The sequence below is a fragment of the Pseudomonas sp. BJP69 genome, assembly GCF_007633355.1.
Lineage (GTDB): Bacteria > Pseudomonadota > Gammaproteobacteria > Pseudomonadales > Pseudomonadaceae > Aquipseudomonas > Aquipseudomonas juntendi.
In genome coordinates this window covers 1,346,285-1,362,631 of sequence record NZ_CP041933.1, presented here as the reverse complement: position 1 = coordinate 1,362,631, position 16,347 = coordinate 1,346,285, and the positions used below count along the sequence as shown (strand labels likewise).

The window sequence follows — 16,347 nt, the reverse complement described above, 5'->3', positions numbered from 1 at the left end:
CCTCTTTGTGGGAGCGGCCTTGTGTCGCGATAGGGCCGCGAAGCGGCCCCAGCTTTTTGCAGCGCCGCTGAAATCCTGGGGCTGCTTTGCAGCCCTTTCGCGACACAAGGCCGCTCCTACAAAAAGCTTGCTCGCACCCGGCCAGGCATTGCCTGCAGTTATCAGTCAAACGGGGCGACCTTGGTCGCCCCGTTCGGGTTTTACACCTGCTTACTCCTGCGGGGCCTCTTCGGCGCCTGCAGCTTCGTCATTGTCTGGCACTTCGGCCTCGACACCCTCCTCGTCCGCCTCGACCATATCGTCGAGTTCGTCCTCGGACGGTTCCTGGATCCGCTCCAGGCCAACCAGTGTTTCGTCGGCAGCCAGCTTGATCAAGGTCACACCCTGCGTGTTGCGGCTCAGGCTGGACACTTCGCCAACCCGGGTGCGCACCAGCGTGCCCTGGTCGGAGATCAGCATGATCTCCTCGCCTTCATGCACCTGGATGGCGCCGATCAACAAGCCATTGCGCCCCTTGGTACCCATGGCGATCACGCCCTGGCCGCCACGGCCGCGGCGCGGGAACTTGGACAGCGGGGTACGCTTGCCAAAGCCACGCTCGGAAGCGGTCAGGATCTGCGCGCCAGACTCCGGAATCAGCATGGAAATGATCTGCTGCCCCTTGCCCAGCTTCATGCCCCGCACGCCACGGGCGTTACGGCCCATTTCACGCACCACGCTCTCGGCAAAGCGAATGACCTTGCCAGCGTCGGAGAACATCATCACTTCCTTGGCGCCGTCGGTGATGGCCGCTGCAATCAGGGTATCGCCTTCTTTGAGCTTCAAGGCAATCAGGCCATTGGAGCGCGGGCGGGCGAACTGCACCAGCGGGGTCTTCTTGACGGTACCCGAAGCGGTGGCCATGAAGATGTACGCGCCGGTCGGCTCTGCCACCCACTCAGGGGTGTCGCCGTCTTCTTCGTCAACTTCCTCGGCCTCGACCAGCTCACCTTCGAGCACGGTGTCGTCGGCGTCTTCCAGCTCTTCGTCAAGGTCGGCGTTCTGCTGCAGCGCCTCGAGGTCCACCTGCAGCATGGCGGTGATGCGCTCACCCTCTTCCAGCGGCAGCAGGTTCACCAGCGGGCGACCACGGGCGGCACGCGATGCTTCCGGAATTTCGTAGGTCTTTTTCCAGTACACCTTGCCCTTGCTGGAGAACAGCAGCAGCGTGGCGTGGCTGTTGGCGACCAGCAGGTGCTCGATGTAGTCCTCGTCCTTCACGCCGGTCGCCGACTTGCCTTTGCCGCCACGGCGCTGGGCCTGGTAAGCGGACAACGGCTGGGTCTTGGCGTAACCACCGTGGGAAATGGTGACCACGCGCTCTTCTTCCGGGATCATGTCGCCGTAGTTGAGGTCGTGGCTGGCATTGAGGATTTCGGTGCGGCGGGCATCGCCGTACTCGGCGCGGATGGCCTCCAGCTCTTCGCGGATCACTTCCATCAGGCGCTCGGCGCTATTGAGGATGCGGATCAGCTCGCCGATCTGCTCGAGAATTTCCTGGTACTCGGCCAGCAGCTTCTCGTGCTCCAGGCCGGTCAGGCGGTGCAGGCGCAGGTCGAGAATGGCCTGGGCCTGTTCCGGCGACAGGAAGTATTTGCCATCGTGCAGGCCATACTGCTCGGGCAGGTCTTCAGGGCGGCAGGCCTCGGCACCGGCGCGCTCGACCATCACCTGCACGGCACTGGACTCCCACGGCGTGGAAATCAGGGCTTCCTTGGCCTCGGAAGGCGTAGGCGAAGCCTTGATCAAGGCAATGACCGGGTCGATGTTGGACAGCGCAACCGCCTGGCCTTCAAGGATGTGGCCGCGTTCGCGGGCCTTGCGCAGCTCGAAGACAGTACGGCGGGTCACCACTTCACGGCGGTGACGGACGAACGCTTCGAGCAGGTCCTTGAGGTTGAGCAGCCGCGGGCGGCCGTCCACCAGGGCCACCACGTTGATGCCGAATACGCTCTGCAGCTGGGTTTGCTGGTAGAGGTTGTTGAGCACCACCTCCGGCACTTCGCCGCGGCGCAGCTCGATGACGATGCGCATGCCGTCCTTGTCGGACTCGTCGCGCAGCTCGGTGATGCCTTCGATCTTTTTCTCTTTGACCAGCTCGGCGATCTTCTCGATCAGCCGCGCCTTGTTCAGCTGGTACGGCAGCTCGGTGATCACGATTTGCTGGCGGCCACCGACCTTGTCGATGTCTTCGACCTCGGAGCGGGCACGCATGTAGATGCGGCCGCGGCCGGTGCGGTAGGCCTCGATGATGCCTTGGCGACCGTTGATGATGCCGGCTGTCGGGAAGTCCGGGCCGGGGATGAACTGCATCAGTTCATCGACGGTGACTTCCGGGTTGTCGATCAGCGCCAGGCAACCGTCGATGACTTCACCAAGGTTGTGCGGCGGAATGTTGGTCGCCATACCCACGGCGATACCGCTGGAACCGTTGACCAGCAGGTTGGGGATACGCGTGGGCATGACCGCCGGGATCTGCTCGGTGCCGTCGTAGTTGGGCACCCAGTCGACGGTTTCCTTGTGCAGGTCGGACAGCAGCTCGTGGGCCAGCTTGGTCATGCGCACTTCGGTGTATCGCATGGCCGCGGCATTGTCGCCGTCCACCGAACCGAAGTTGCCCTGGCCATCGACCAGCAGGTAGCGCAGCGAGAAGGGCTGGGCCATACGCACGATGGTGTCGTAGACCGCAATGTCGCCGTGCGGGTGGTACTTACCGATCACGTCACCGACCACACGGGCGGATTTCTTGTACGGCTTGTTCCAGTCGTTGCCCAGTTCGCTCATCGCATAGAGAACGCGACGATGCACGGGCTTCAAGCCGTCACGTGCATCGGGCAGCGCTCGCCCGACAATCACGCTCATCGCGTAGTCGAGGTAGGACTGTCTCAGTTCGTCTTCGATATTGACCGGGAGGATTTCTTTGGCCAGTTCGCCCATGAGAAGCCTGATTCCTTTTTCTGGTGAAACTTCGCAGCTCCATCAAGGGCCGAACGAAGCTCGCCGCCGCAGCGCATAAGGGTGCGACGACTTACGACAAATCAATGAGTTGTGCCATGGATCTGCGCAATGAAGGCCGCCGTGATGGGCGGTCTTGGAAACTGCCGGATGTTACCACAAAGGCGGGTGCGGTGGGGAGATGTGGCGGGCAGCCAGAAGCAGGTTCGAATCTTGATTTGCTGGTGCCTGTGCCGGCCTCTTTGCGGGCTTACCCGCGAAAAGGCCGGCACATTTGTCAATGCAGGCGCTTGCGGCACATCAACTGCGCCAGCTTGGCGGTATCCGGACGTTCGACAATGCCGCGCTCGGTCACGATCACGTCGATCAGGTCTGCCGGGGTCACGTCGAACACCGGGTTGAACACCTCGACCTCCGGGGCCACCCGGGTGCCGGCGTAATCCAGCAGTTCATCGGCCTCACGCACTTCCAGGGGGATATCCTCGCCGGTCGCCAGGTTCAGGTCGATGCTGGTGCTGGGCGCCACCACCATGAAGCGCACGCCATGGTGCATGGCGCTGACGGCCACCTGGTAGGTGCCGATCTTGCCGGCCATGTCGCCATTGGCGGCAATGCAGTCCGCCCCCACCACCACCCAGGTGATGCCCTTGGTCTTCATCAGGTGGGCCAGCGCCGAATCGGCGCACAGGGTGGTCGGGATGCCTTCGTTGGTCAGCTCCCACGCAGTCAGGCGCGAGCCCTGCAGCCAGGGGCGCGTCTCGCCGGCATACACCCGCTCGACCATGCCTTCGAGGTAACCGGCACGGATCACCCCCAGCGCGGTGCCGAAACCCCCACTGGCCAGCGCACCGGCATTGCCATAGGTGAGCAGGGTCTGGGCGTTGCCCTGGTGGCGGCGGATCAGCTCGGTGCCGTGCTGGGCCATGGTCAGGTTGGCTTCACGGTCGCTTTCGTGAATGGCCAGCGCTTCGGCCTCGCACGCGGCCAGCACGTCTTCGTCCGGGCGCAGGCGTTGCAGGCGCTCGCGCATGCGGTTCAGTGCCCAGAACAGGTTGGCAGCCGTGGGGCGCGCCTCGGCCAGGGTGAGAAAGTCCTCTTCCAGGTCCAGCTCCCAGTCACCACCTTCGGCCAGCCGCTCTTCCAGGGCCAGCACCAGGCCGTAGGCCGCCGCGATACCGATCGCCGAAGCACCGCGCACCGCCATGTCGCGGATCGCGGCTGCCACCTGCGCGACATTGTCGCAGGCCAGCCAGCACTCCCGGGACGGCAGCAGACGCTGGTCGAGCAGGTGCAGGACGCCGCCCTGCCAGCGGATCGCGGTCACCTTCTCCGCCGCCAATAGTCGCTCGCGCATTGCCTCTCCCTGTCGTTCGGATATCAAAAGCCGGCGATTATAGCGAGCCTGGGGGCCGAGCGCTCGGGTATACTCCGGCCTTTTCGAGCGCAAGCCGCAAGCTACGAGCGGCAGGAAAAAGCGAATGCGTACAAGGTCTGCTTTTTCTTGCTGCCTGGGGCTTGCAGCTTGCAGCTTAATAGCCAAGCTTTTGAGGACTGCCCAATGAGCAACGTCGACCGCGCCGAAATCGCCAAGTTCGAAGCGCTGGCCCACCGCTGGTGGGACCGTGAAAGCGAGTTCAAGCCGCTGCATGAAATCAACCCGCTGCGCGTCAACTGGATCGACGAACGCGCCAGCCTGGCCGGCAAGAAGGTGCTGGACGTAGGTTGCGGCGGCGGCATCCTCAGCGAAGCCATGGCCCTGCGCGGCGCCAGCGTTACCGGTATCGACATGGGCGAGGCGCCGCTGGCCGTGGCCCAGCTGCACCAGCTGGAGTCTGGCGTGCAGGTGGAGTACCGGCAGATCACCGCCGAAGCGCTGGCCGAAGAAATGCCTGAGCAATTCGATGTGGTCACCTGCCTGGAAATGCTCGAGCACGTACCCGACCCGTCGTCGGTGATCCGTGCCTGCTACCGCATGGTCAAGCCAGGCGGCCAGGTGTTCTTCTCCACCATCAACCGCAACCCCAAGGCCTACCTGCTGGCCATCGTTGGCGCCGAGTACATCCTGAAGATGCTGCCGCGCGGCACCCATGACTTCAAGAAGTTCATCCGCCCCTCCGAACTGGGCGCGTGGAGCCGTGATGCCGGCCTGCAGGTCAAGGACATCATCGGCCTGACCTACAACCCGCTGACCAAGCACTACAAGCTGAGCAGCGACGTCGACGTCAACTACATGATCCAGACCCTGCGCGAGGAATGAGCATGCGTTTGCGAGCGGTACTCTTCGACATGGACGGCACCTTGCTCGACACGGCGCCGGACTTCATCGCCATCTGCCAGGCCATGCTCGCCGAACGCGGCCTGCCGCCGGTCGATGACACGCTGATCCGCGGGGTGATTTCCGGCGGTGCGCGGGCCATGGTCGCCGCCACCTTCGCCATGGACCCTGCAGCCGAAGGCTTCGAGGCCCTGCGCCTGGAGTTCCTCGAGCGCTACCAGCGCGACTGCGCGGTGCACAGCAAGCTGTTCGACGGCATGGCCGAACTGCTGGCCGACATCGAGAAAGGCAAGCTGCTGTGGGGCGTGGTCACCAACAAACCGGTGCGCTTCGCCGAGCCGATCATGCAGCAACTAGGCCTGGCCGAGCGTTCGGCGCTGCTGATCTGCCCGGACCATGTAAAAAACAGCAAGCCGGACCCAGAGCCGCTGATCCTGGCCTGCAACACCTTGAACCTGGACCCGGCCAGTGTGCTGTTCGTCGGCGACGACTTGCGCGACATCGAGTCGGGCCGTGACGCCGGCACCCGTACCGCCGCGGTGCGCTACGGCTATATTCACCCAGAAGACAACCCCAACCACTGGGGCGCCGACGTGGTGGTGGACCACCCGCTGGACCTGCGCAAGGTGATCGACAGCGCGTTGTGCGGCTGCTGAAGCTGCAAGTTGCAAGCCACAAGCTGCAGCAGCCCACATCGCCCAGCTTTTTCTTGTAGCTTGAAGCTTGAAGCTTGCAGCTAAAAGCCCCGAATCAAGGACTTACTATGTTCGACTACACCGCCCGCCCCGACCTGCTCAAAGGCCGGGTCATCCTGGTTACCGGTGCCGGCCGCGGCATCGGCGCTGCTGCTGCCAAGGCCTACGCCGCGCTGGGCGCCACCGTGCTGTTGCTGGGCAAGACCGAAGCCAACCTGAACGAGGTCTACGACCAGATCCTGGCCGCCGGGCATCCGCAGCCGGTGGTCGTTCCGTTCAACCTGGAAACCGCGCAGGCACATGAGTACGACGACCTGGCGGTCATGATCGAAGAGCAGTTCGGCCGCCTTGACGGCCTGCTCAACAACGCCTCGATCATCGGCCCGCGCACGCCGCTGGAACAGCTGTCAGGCGACCATTTCATGCGCGTGATGCACATCAACGTCAATGCCACCTTCATGCTCACCAGTACCCTGCTGCCGCTGCTGAAGCTGTCGGAAGACGCCTCGGTGGTGTTCACTAGCAGCAGCGTGGGGCGCAAGGGCCGTGCCTACTGGGGCGCCTACGGCGTGTCCAAGTTCGCCACCGAGGGCCTGATGCAGACCCTGGCCGACGAACTGGAAGGCGTGGCGCCGGTGCGGGCCAACAGCATCAACCCCGGGGCCACGCGCACAGCGATGCGGGCGCAGGCTTACCCTGGCGAGAACCCGCAGAACAACCCGCTGCCTGAAGAAATCATGCCCGTGTACCTGTACCTGATGGGGCCGGACAGCAAGGCCGTGAATGGGCAGGCGCTGAACGCCCAGTAACGGCCGAGATTGCCGGGGCCGCAGCGCGGCCCATCGCGGCCTTGCTTCGCAGCGGGGCGGGCCTACCCGGCGGCCAACGCCGGGCGCATACGCCCCTGCTGGCGCCCCTCAAGCTGCATGCACCGCTCCAGGAACAGGAACATGCAGTCGTAGCTCTTGCAGATCGCCCTGCGCAACTCGGTGCGCAAGCCCAGGCTGGGGTTCTCGCCGGCCAGGGTACAGATGATTTCCAGCGCTTCCCACGGGTGCGCATCGTCATACTGGGCGTGCATCTTCAGCCATTTCATCGCCCGCTTGCGCCCTTCCTCCGGGAAGCCCATGGCATAGGTGTCGGTCGAACACACCACTGCCGACCATTCGCCCGTCGCGCCTTCGATGGCATAGTTGGTCGCGGCCATGGCAATGGCCAGGTTCTCGGTGGCACACACCCGCCAGCACCAGTCGTTCAGGCCGTTGAGCTCCGGCGGCACGTCCTGGGCCTGCAGGTCGTGCAGGTGCACACCATGCGCCTGGCACCAGTTCACCCAGTAATCGGCATGGTTGAGCTCGACCCGGATATTGCGCATCAGCCAGCGCCGTGCCATGTCCTCACCCTGGTGCCGACCGTAGCGGGTCTTGGTCAGGTTGTGGGCCATGTACAGCGAGAACTGCTCCACCACCGGCCAGCCGCCAATCAGGTACTGGCGAATGGTCGATTGCTTCAGCTGGCCATCGCGCAGGCGTGCATTGAACTCATGCTCCACGACCCGGCGCTTGCTCTCGCGGCAATCTTCAATCAGTTGCTGAGCCCATTGGGGGTAACTGGCCGGGTCCATCAACGGCCCGATACGAACGAATGCGTCAATCACTTTCAGCTCCTTGGTCCTTGTGATTTCCAGCTAACGAAAGGTGCCAGGTGCACGCTGCAACAGAGGCCGGGCGGCGATCCGTTGGCGCTGCAGACTGTCACAGGTGAACACCTGGGGGCGTTCGATCAGGTAGCCCTGGGCGTAATCCACGCCAATTTCCTGCAGGGCCTGCTCGATCAGGGGCGTTTCGACAAACTCGGCGATGGTGCGCTTGCCCATCACATGGCCGATATGGTTGATGACTTCGACCATGGCCCGGTTGACCGGATCGTCGAGCATGTCCTTGACGAAACTACCGTCGATCTTGAGGTAATCCACGGGCAAATGCTTGAGGTAGGCGAACGAGGACATGCCGGCGCAGAAATCATCGAGCGAGAAGCGGCAACCCAGGCCCTTAAGCTCGTTGATGAAGCGGATGGCGCTGCCCAGGTTGGCGATGGCGCTGGTTTCGGTGATTTCGAAGCAGATCATCCGCGGCGGAATGGCGTACTCGACGAATAGCCGCTGCAGGTATTCCAGGAACTTGTCATCGCCGATGCTCGACCCCGACAGGTTGATCGCGCAGGTCGACAACGGCCCTTCCCGCCCCTCGTCCAGGCACTGGCGGATGACCATGAATACATTGCGTACCACCCAGCGGTCCAGCGCCGTCATCAGGCCATAGCGCTCGGCCGCCGGAATGAAGCTGCTGGGCAGGATGGTGCGGCCGCTTTCGTCGTGCAGGCGCAGCAGAATTTCGATGTGGCCCGGCCCCTCGAAGGTTTTCAGCGGGGCGATTTCCTGCGCGTACAGGCAAAACCGGTTCTCTTCCAGGGCAACATGCAAACGCTGGATCCAGGCCATTTCGCCAAAGCGCATGGACAGCTCGCTATCGTCGGCGTGGTACACCTGCACGCGGTTGCGGCCTTTTTCCTTGGCCATGTAGCAGGCCATGTCCGCGGCACGTAACGAGGCCTCAAGGGTGCTGGGGGCCTGGGCCATGTGCACCAGGCCTATGCTGACCGTGGTCACGAACGGGCGGCCTTTCCACACGAAGTGCAGGCTTTGCACCAGCTGGCGCAGTTGCTCGGCGATGCGCTCGGCCTGGTCGCTGGGGCAGTTTTCCAGCAGCACGCCAAATTCGTCGCCCCCCAGCCGCGCCAAGGTGTCGCCCTCACGCAGGCCAGACTGCAGCACGGCACAGATGTGCCGCAGCAGTTCGTCGCCAGCGGCGTGGCCGCAGGTGTCATTGACCAGCTTGAACTGGTCCAGGTCCAGGAACATCAGTGAATGCCGCCCGGCCTGGCGGGCCAGGCCATTGAGCGCCTGCTCCAGGCGGTATTCGAACTCGCGGCGGTTGGCCAGCCCGGTCAGGGCATCATGGGTAGCCTGCCAGGACAGGTTGGCAATGTACTGGCGCTCCTGGGTCATGTCGTGCAGCACCAGCACAATGCCGGCAACCTGGCCATCATTGACGATCGGCGAGCCTACCAGGTTGATCGATACCGTGCTGCCGTCCAGGCGCTGGATCAGCCGCGCATGCTCGGCGCCGCCGTTGAGGCTGCCGTTTAGCACCTGTTCGACCAGGCTGGTGCCGTTTTCTTCGGCGTGCTCGTCGACCAGGCTGAACAATGCCGAAAGCGGTAACCCTTGGGCCTGGGCGGCCTGCCAGTGGGTCAGCTGTTCGGCGGCCGGGTTCATGTAGCCGATGCAGCCCTGCACATCGGTGGTTATCACCGCGTCGCCGATAGCCTGCAGGGTAATCTGCGCCCGCTCTTTTTCTTCCTGCAGGGCACTGGCGAAAGCCTGGCGCTGGGCCAGCAGTTTGCTGGAGCGGCGCCAGGCAATGCTGATCAGGAACATGGCCGTCAGCAGGTTGGTGAACAGCAGCACCCGCAGCAGCATGCGCGACCCTTCGCCCAGCGCATCGCTGAAGGCCTTGGCCGCCGGCGTTACCCCTTCGTTGATGCTGACGATGCGCGCTTTCCAGGCCTCGACCGTAGCGGCGTCCACCGGGCCCGCAGCGAAACGCTGGTGCATCTCGCCTGCCAGCACATCCAGCTTGTCCAGGTAATCGTCACCGACGTTCCAGTAGTCGATGGCGGTCTGCATGTAGCTGATGTTGCGGAAGTTGCGGTAGAACCAGATGATCCGTTGCACGTCGTCGGCATGGTTGCCGCCCTGGAGTACCGCCTGGCGCGCTGCTTCCAGGTCGGGGTGCGGCTGGTCGAGCAACTCACGCACCTTCTGGTCGCCCTGGGGCACGGTTATGGCCTGGCGATAGCGCTGGTAGGTACTCTCGTCGCGGGTCTCGGCGTACAGGTTGAGGTAATAGATGGCATCTTTCTGCGCCTTGGACCACAAACTCTCGCCCGCAACGTAGGCGCGCACGGACGACAGCGTATACAGGCTGAGACTACCCAGCGCCACCTGGAAGACCACGACGGCGATGAAGGGCCAGGTGATGCCCAGCAACTTTGGCGCTTCGAGTGTGCGATGTCCCTTCATGGAGTCCCTGTCACAGAGCAGATAAGGCGCAAATCGACCCAGACAAGCACAGCGTAGGCCATTTGCCATCGCTGTGAAGGGGATTTTTATGACAAGGCAGCGGGGGCTTTGCGCAGCCTGGGTCGGCCCAGGATTCAGCTCTGTTGCAGATGCCCGTACAGCTTGGCATACAACCCGCCTTCGGCAATCAGCTGCTGGTGGTCGCCATCTTCCGCCACATGCCCACCATCGAACACCAGTACCCGGTCGGCCTGTTTCACGGCCGACAGGCGGTGGGCGATGATCAGCGTGGTGCGGCCACTGAGGAAGCGCGCCAAGGCCTGGTGCAGGTTGTATTCGGTGGCCGCGTCCAGCGCCGACGTGGCCTCGTCGAGGATCACCACCTTGGGCTCGGCCAGCACCATGCGGGCGATGGCCAGGCGCTGGCGCTGGCCGCCGGACAGGCGCACACCCGACCGCCCCACCACGCTGTCCAGGCCCTGCGGCAAGGCGGCGATGGTGGCGTCCAGCTGGGCGATGCGCAGCGCCTGCCAACAGGCCTCGTCACTGCAGTCACGGCCCATGGTGAGGTTGGCACGCACGGTGTCATTGAACAGCGATGGGTGCTGCAACACCACCGCCACGTTTTCGCGCAGGGTTTCCAGGCCGATTTCCTGCAAGCTGGCCCCGCCAAAGCGGATAGTCCCGGCCTGGGCGCTGTACAAGCCCAGCAGCAGTTGCACCAGGGTGCTCTTGCCGCCGCCGCTGGCACCGACAATGGCCACCTTCTCACCCGGCGCGATCGACAGGTCGAGGTGGTCGAGCACGGGCTCATCGGCATAGGCAAAACGCAGGTCACGCACCTCGATACCGACCGTGTCACGGCCGGCGAACGGGTCGCTGGCCGCCGGGTACTGCGGCTCGTCGGCCCGCGCCAGCAGCTCGTTGAGGCGGTTGAGGGCGCCGCCGGCGGCATAGTAGGCGTATTGCAGGTTGAGCAACTGCTCGACCGGGCCGATCATGAACCACAGGTAGCTGAACACCGCCAGCATCTGCCCGATCGACAGGTCGGAAAACAGCACGGTCAGCATGGCCGCCGCGCGGAAAATGTCGATACCGAACTGGAACAGCAAACCACTGGCGCGGCCACTGGCGTCGCTTTTCCATTGCGAGTCGACGGCATAGTCGCGCACTTCACGGGAACGCAGGCCCAACCGGCCGAGGAAATAGCCCTGGCGGTTGCCGGCACGTATTTCCTGTATGGCATCGAGGGTTTCCGCCAGGGCCTGGGTGAACCGCGCGGTGCTGTCGTTCTCGAGCTTTTTGAGGTGCTTGACGCGTTTGCCCAACTGCACTGTGAAGTAGATCACCAGCGGGTTGAACAGCAGGATCAGCAACGCCAGTTGCCAGTGCATCCAGATCAGGATGGCGGCCGTGCCGGTCAAGGTGAGCATGGCCACCAGGAAGCGGCTGAGGGTTTCGCCCACGAACTTGTCGAGGGTGTCCAGGTCGGTGACCAGGTGCGTGGTGACCGTACCACTGCCCAGGCTTTCGTATTCCTGCAGCGAAATACGCTTGAGCCGCTCGATCAGGCGGATGCGCAGGCGGTAGACGATGTCCTTGGCCAGGCCGGCGAACAATTTGGCCTGCACCACGTTGAAGGCCAACGCGGCCAGGCGCAGGCACAGGGTAAGGCACAGCATCAGGCCGATGTAGCCGGCAGCCACCTGCCAGCCCGACGGCAGCAGGTGGTTCATCCACTTCAGTGCCGCATCACCATGGCCGAGCAGCACTTCGTCTACCAGCAACGGCAGCAACAGCGGAATGGGCACGCTGCAGCAGGCCGCGAGCACGGCGATCAGGTTGGCCGACCAGAGCTGCTTGCGGTGGTGCAGGGCCAGCCGGCGGATTTCCGCCCAGCTCAGCCGATCGGCCGCCGTGCAGGGCTTGCCCGGTACCGGGTCGGGGGACCCAGGCAGGTCAAGCACAGGTGGCCTGCTGCAGCCAGCGGCCGAGCAATGGTTGCAGGCGCTCCAACGGCTGGTAGCCGTTGGTCAACAGCGCCACTTGGCCGTTGCGCTCGGCGAGCAGGGTCGGAAAACCGGCGATGCCCAGGTCCTGGGCCCAGACGAAATCGGCCGCGGTGGCGGCGCGGGTATCGGCCTGGGCGAAGGTGGTGGCGAATACGGCACGGTCGAAACCGGCCTGTTCAGCCAGGTCGACCAGCTGTGGTGCGGTGGTCACATCCATGCCCTGCTCGTAGAACGCGCGCTGGATCAGCGCCAGCAGCGGCCAGACGCGCTCGGCACCCAGTTCGCGGGCGCTGACCAGGGCACGGCAGGCCGGCTCGGTGTCGTAGACGAAACCGTCCGGCATGGCCCCTTCGAAGCGGAACGCCTGGCCCGTGGCATCGGCCACCGCCTGCCAGTGTTCGAGGATGTACTTGCGGGTGGCGCTGTCCAGCGCACTGCCGCCGGTGCGCAGCCCGCCCACCACCAGGTGGGTGGGCACACCCGCCTCATGCGCCTGGGCGATCAGGGCCGCGGCCACTGGCGCGAAACCCCAGCACCAGGAGCACATCGGGTCCATCACATAGATCAGGCGGGCAGACATGCATCAGGCCTCGGCTTTGTAGTTGTAACCGATCGGGTGCGGCAGGTTGCGCGCCTTGGCCAGCTCGATCTGCTTCTGCCGGTCGATGGCGCTGCGGCGGGTCTTTTCGCTCAGGGTGTCCCAGCAATGCGGGCAGCTGACACCTGGCGAATAGTGCTCGGACGCGCGCTCCTGGGCATTGATCGGGTGGCGGCAGGCGTGGCACTGGTCGTACTCGCCCTCGCTCAGGTCATGGCGCACCGTGACGCGGTTGTCGAAGACGAAGCAGTCACCATCCCACAGGCTTTGGTCCTGAGGCACTTCCTCGAAGTACTTCAGGATGCCGCCCTTGAGATGATAGACCTCCTCGAAGCCTTCACCGAGCATATAGCTGGAGGCTTTTTCGCAGCGGATGCCGCCGGTGCAGAACATGGCCACCTTCTTGTGCTTGCTGGGGTCGAAGTTGGCCTTGATGTACTCGGGGAACTCGCGGAAGGTTTCGGTCTTGGGGTCGATGGCGCCCTTGAAGGTGCCGATGGCCACTTCGTAGTCGTTGCGGGTGTCGATCAGCAGCACTTCCGGGTCGCTGATCAGGGCGTTCCAGTCCTTGGGCTCGACGTAGGTGCCCACGGCCTGGTTGGGGTCCACGCCGGGCACGCCGAGGGTGACGATCTCTTTCTTGAGCTTGACCTTGGTGCGGTAGAACGGCTGTTCGTCGCAGTACGACTCTTTATGGTCGACATCGACCAGGCGTGGGTCGTTGCGCAGCCAGGCCAGCAGGCCGTCGATGCCTTCGCGGGTGGCCGACACGGTGCCGTTGATGCCCTCATGGGCCAGCAGCAGGGTGCCCTTGACCTGGTTGTCGAGCATGGCTTTGAGCAGTGGCTCGCGCAACTCGACGTAGTCTTGCAGGGTAACGAACTTGTACAGCGCCGCGACGACGATGGCTTGGGACATGAAGCAGGTTCTCCAGGTGGTTGCCCTCGTAAGGGGCGGACCGGGTTTGACGGTGTGGCAAAAAAACAGGGGGCGCTTTGCGCCCCTTTCGCGAAACAAGGCCGCTCCTACAGGGACCGCACCCGCCATCAGGCTGTGCAGTCGCTGTAACAGCGGCCTCGTGTCGCGAAAGGGCCGCAAAGCGGCCCCCGGATCTTGCAGGATTCTACCAGAACAACAGCAAGGTTTCAGTGCCCGCCGCCGGCGCATACCGGCGAGGCCGGTGCAGCGCCGACCTTGGCCCACTCTTCGCCGGTGTAGGTATGAATGGCCAGGGCGTGGATCTGGCCCATCAGCTCACCCATGGTGGCGTACACCTTCTGGTGGCGCTTGACGCTGTTCAACCCGGCAAACTGCTCGCTGACGATCACTGCCTTGTAGTGGGTCTCCTGACCACGACTGTGCATGTGGCTTTCATCGAGCACTTGCAGGTGTTGCGGCGCCAGGCTGGCCAGCTGCTGTTCGATACGCTGTTGCATGGTCATTGCGGCTTACTCACTTCTTCGCTGGGGCGGCGGCCTTGCCAGCGTTCGGGTCCAGCTCTTTGGTCATGTCTTCGAGCAGCTTGTTCACCACCGGTACGGCCGGCTCGAGGCTCTGCTGGGTCAGCTGCGCCGACTGCTGGGTGACCTTGGGCATTTCGCGCAGCACTTTCTTGCCCAGCGGCGACTCGTAGAACTTGACCAGGTCCTTGAGTTCCTGCTCGGTGAAGGTCTGGGTGTACAGGTCTACCATCTTCGGCTTCAGCTTGTTCCAGCCGATGGCGTTGTCCAGCGCGGCGTTGGCCTTGGCCTGGTAGCTTTCCAGCACCGGCTGCTTGCTGGCCGGGGCTTTGGTCTGGGCGAAGCGCTGGGCGAACATCTGCTGGACCTGCATGTACACCGGGGTGCCCAACTTGTCGGCGTTGGCCAGGGTCAGGAATTTCTCGGCAGCAGCGTTGTGGCTGGCGGTGGCAGCGAGTACCTGGCCGCTGGCGCAAACCAGGGCAACGGCGGCACAAAGGACACGGAGACGGGTCATTGCATTTCCTTCAGAGAGAGGGAGGCGGGTACCTCAGAGTAGAGCATTCTGCGCCGTGGTAGCGCGGTGCTCAAGTGGCACGACGAGCGACTGAACCGCTCGGTCGAATCAAGGCCTAAACTGCGAATTCGAACTACACAGGAGTGAGTACAGAATGAGCCGTATCGAGACAGACAGCCTGGGCCCGGTCGAAGTTCCTGAGCACGCCTACTGGGGTGCGCAGACCCAGCGTTCGCTGATCAACTTCGCCATCGGCAAGGAACGCATGCCGCTCGCGGTGGTGCACGCCCTGGCGCTGATCAAGAAGGCCGCGGCACGGGTCAACGACCGCAATGGCGACTTGCCGGCCGACATCGCCCGGCTGATCGAACAGGCCGCCGACGAGGTGCTGGCGGGCAAGCACGACGATCAGTTCCCGCTGGTCGTCTGGCAGACAGGCAGCGGCACACAGAGCAACATGAACGTCAACGAGGTGATTGCCGGGCGGGCCAACGAACTGGCAGGCCAGGGCCGGGGCGGCAAAACGCCCGTGCACCCCAACGACCATGTCAACCGCTCGCAAAGCTCCAACGACTGCTTCCCGACCGCCATGCACATTGCCGCGGCGCAGGCCGTGCAGGAAAAACTGCTGCCCGCCATCGGCGAACTCTCGGCCGGGCTGGCCGAACTGGCGGCGCGGCACAACAAACTGGTCAAGACCGGCCGCACGCACATGATGGATGCCACGCCGATCACCTTCGGCCAGGAGGTATCGGCCTTTGTTGCCCAGCTGGACTACGCCCAACGTGCCATTCGTGCCACCCTGCCGGCCGTGTGCGAACTGGCCCAGGGCGGTACTGCCGTGGGCACCGGGCTGAATGCCCCGCACGGTTTTGCCGAAGCCATTGCCGCCGAACTGGCAGCAGAGTCCGGGCTGCCGTTCGTCACCGCGCCGAACAAGTTCGCCGCCCTGGCCGGCCATGAACCGCTGACCAGCCTGGCCGGCGCGCTGAAAACCCTGGCAGTGGCCCTGATGAAGATCGCCAACGACCTGCGCCTGCTGGGCTCCGGCCCGCGTGCCGGGTTGGCCGAGGTACGCCTGCCGGCCAACGAGCCGGGCAGCTCGATCATGCCGGGCAAGGTCAACCCTACCCAGTGCGAGGCGCTGTCGATGCTGGCGTGCCAGGTATTGGGCAACGATGCGGCGATCGGCTTTGCCGCCAGCCAGGGGCATTTGCAGTTGAACGTGTTCAAGCCGGTGATCATCCACAACCTGTTACAGTCGGTCGAGTTGCTGGCCGATGGCTGCCGCAACTTCCAGCAGCACTGCGTGGCGGGTATCGAGCCCGACGCCCAGCAGATGGCCGCACACCTGGAACGCGGGTTGATGCTGGTGACCGCGTTGAACCCGCACATCGGTTATGACAAAGCCGCGGAGATCGCCAAGAAGGCCTACAGCGAAGGCAAGACCCTCAGGGAGGCCGCGCTGGAGTTGAAGTACCTGACCAATGAGCAGTTCGACCAGTGGGTAAGGCCGGAGAACATGCTGGCACCGGGTGGTAAAGGCTAAATTATTGATTGCCTGTACTGGCCCTATCGCTGGCAAGCCAGCCCACAGGGATCGCCTTAGGGCTGACAGGTGTTTGCCACAAGGTATGGCAGCGCCTGTTAGA

At 63.8% G+C, this 16,347-nt stretch carries 13 protein-coding genes; 4 read left to right on the top strand and 9 right to left on the bottom strand.

Features of this window, described 5'->3' with window-relative positions; genetic code table 11:
• Positions 1-210: 210 nt before the first annotated feature.
• Positions 211-2,976, bottom strand: a complete 2,766-nt coding sequence (gene gyrA, locus FPB55_RS06370) for a DNA gyrase subunit A (protein WP_070085925.1) — start codon at positions 2,974-2,976, stop codon at positions 211-213.
• Positions 2,977-3,271: 295 nt separating this feature from the next.
• Positions 3,272-4,348, bottom strand: coding sequence for an S-methyl-5-thioribose-1-phosphate isomerase (gene mtnA / locus FPB55_RS06365; RefSeq protein ID WP_144187771.1), 1,077 nt, complete (start codon positions 4,346-4,348; stop codon positions 3,272-3,274).
• A gap of 204 nt (positions 4,349-4,552) precedes the next feature.
• On the opposite strand from mtnA, the gene ubiG reads away from it, so the two are divergent.
• The 3 genes from ubiG to FPB55_RS06350 all read left to right on the top strand — a co-directional run bounded on the left by ubiG (position 4,553) and on the right by FPB55_RS06350 (position 6,773).
• Complete coding sequence (ubiG, locus tag FPB55_RS06360) at positions 4,553-5,251, top strand: bifunctional 2-polyprenyl-6-hydroxyphenol methylase/3-demethylubiquinol 3-O-methyltransferase UbiG (RefSeq protein WP_009686004.1); 699 nt, start codon at positions 4,553-4,555, stop codon at positions 5,249-5,251.
• A gap of 2 nt (positions 5,252-5,253) precedes the next feature.
• Positions 5,254-5,925, top strand: coding sequence for an N-acetylmuramic acid 6-phosphate phosphatase MupP (gene mupP, locus FPB55_RS06355; RefSeq protein ID WP_029886220.1), 672 nt, complete (start codon positions 5,254-5,256; stop codon positions 5,923-5,925).
• Positions 5,926-6,032: 107 nt separating this feature from the next.
• Complete coding sequence (locus tag FPB55_RS06350; RefSeq protein WP_009686006.1) at positions 6,033-6,773, top strand: YciK family oxidoreductase; 741 nt, start codon at positions 6,033-6,035, stop codon at positions 6,771-6,773.
• 62 nt (positions 6,774-6,835) lie between these two features.
• On the opposite strand, the gene FPB55_RS06345 is transcribed toward FPB55_RS06350, so the two are convergent.
• The 7 genes from FPB55_RS06345 to FPB55_RS06315 all read right to left on the bottom strand — a co-directional run bounded on the left by FPB55_RS06345 (position 6,836) and on the right by FPB55_RS06315 (position 14,695).
• Complete coding sequence (locus FPB55_RS06345) at positions 6,836-7,621, bottom strand: iron-containing redox enzyme family protein (RefSeq protein WP_144187769.1); 786 nt, start codon at positions 7,619-7,621, stop codon at positions 6,836-6,838.
• Positions 7,622-7,651: 30 nt separating this feature from the next.
• Positions 7,652-10,108, bottom strand: coding sequence for an EAL domain-containing protein (locus FPB55_RS06340; protein WP_144187767.1), 2,457 nt, complete (start codon positions 10,106-10,108; stop codon positions 7,652-7,654).
• Positions 10,109-10,242: 134 nt separating this feature from the next.
• A complete protein-coding gene (locus tag FPB55_RS06335; RefSeq protein ID WP_144187765.1) occupies positions 10,243-12,075 on the bottom strand; it encodes an ABC transporter ATP-binding protein in 1,833 nt (610 codons plus the stop codon).
• A complete protein-coding gene (locus FPB55_RS06330) occupies positions 12,068-12,700 on the bottom strand; it encodes a DsbA family protein (protein ID WP_115293539.1) in 633 nt (210 codons plus the stop codon). The genes FPB55_RS06335 and FPB55_RS06330 overlap by 8 nt, the downstream gene beginning before the upstream one ends.
• A gap of 3 nt (positions 12,701-12,703) precedes the next feature.
• Positions 12,704-13,636 (bottom strand): rhodanese-related sulfurtransferase, encoded by a 933-nt coding sequence (locus FPB55_RS06325; RefSeq protein WP_144187763.1) that lies wholly within the window; start codon positions 13,634-13,636, stop codon positions 12,704-12,706.
• 227 nt (positions 13,637-13,863) lie between these two features.
• Entirely contained in the window at positions 13,864-14,160 is a 297-nt protein-coding gene (locus tag FPB55_RS06320; protein ID WP_009686014.1) for a BolA family protein, read from the bottom strand.
• A gap of 10 nt (positions 14,161-14,170) precedes the next feature.
• Positions 14,171-14,695 (bottom strand): DUF2059 domain-containing protein, encoded by a 525-nt coding sequence (locus tag FPB55_RS06315; RefSeq protein WP_009686015.1) that lies wholly within the window; start codon positions 14,693-14,695, stop codon positions 14,171-14,173.
• Between the two features lie 154 nt (positions 14,696-14,849).
• Between FPB55_RS06315 and FPB55_RS06310 the strand changes: the two genes are divergently transcribed.
• Entirely contained in the window at positions 14,850-16,244 is a 1,395-nt protein-coding gene (locus FPB55_RS06310) for a class II fumarate hydratase (protein WP_009686016.1), read from the top strand.
• Positions 16,245-16,347: the final 103 nt, after the last annotated feature.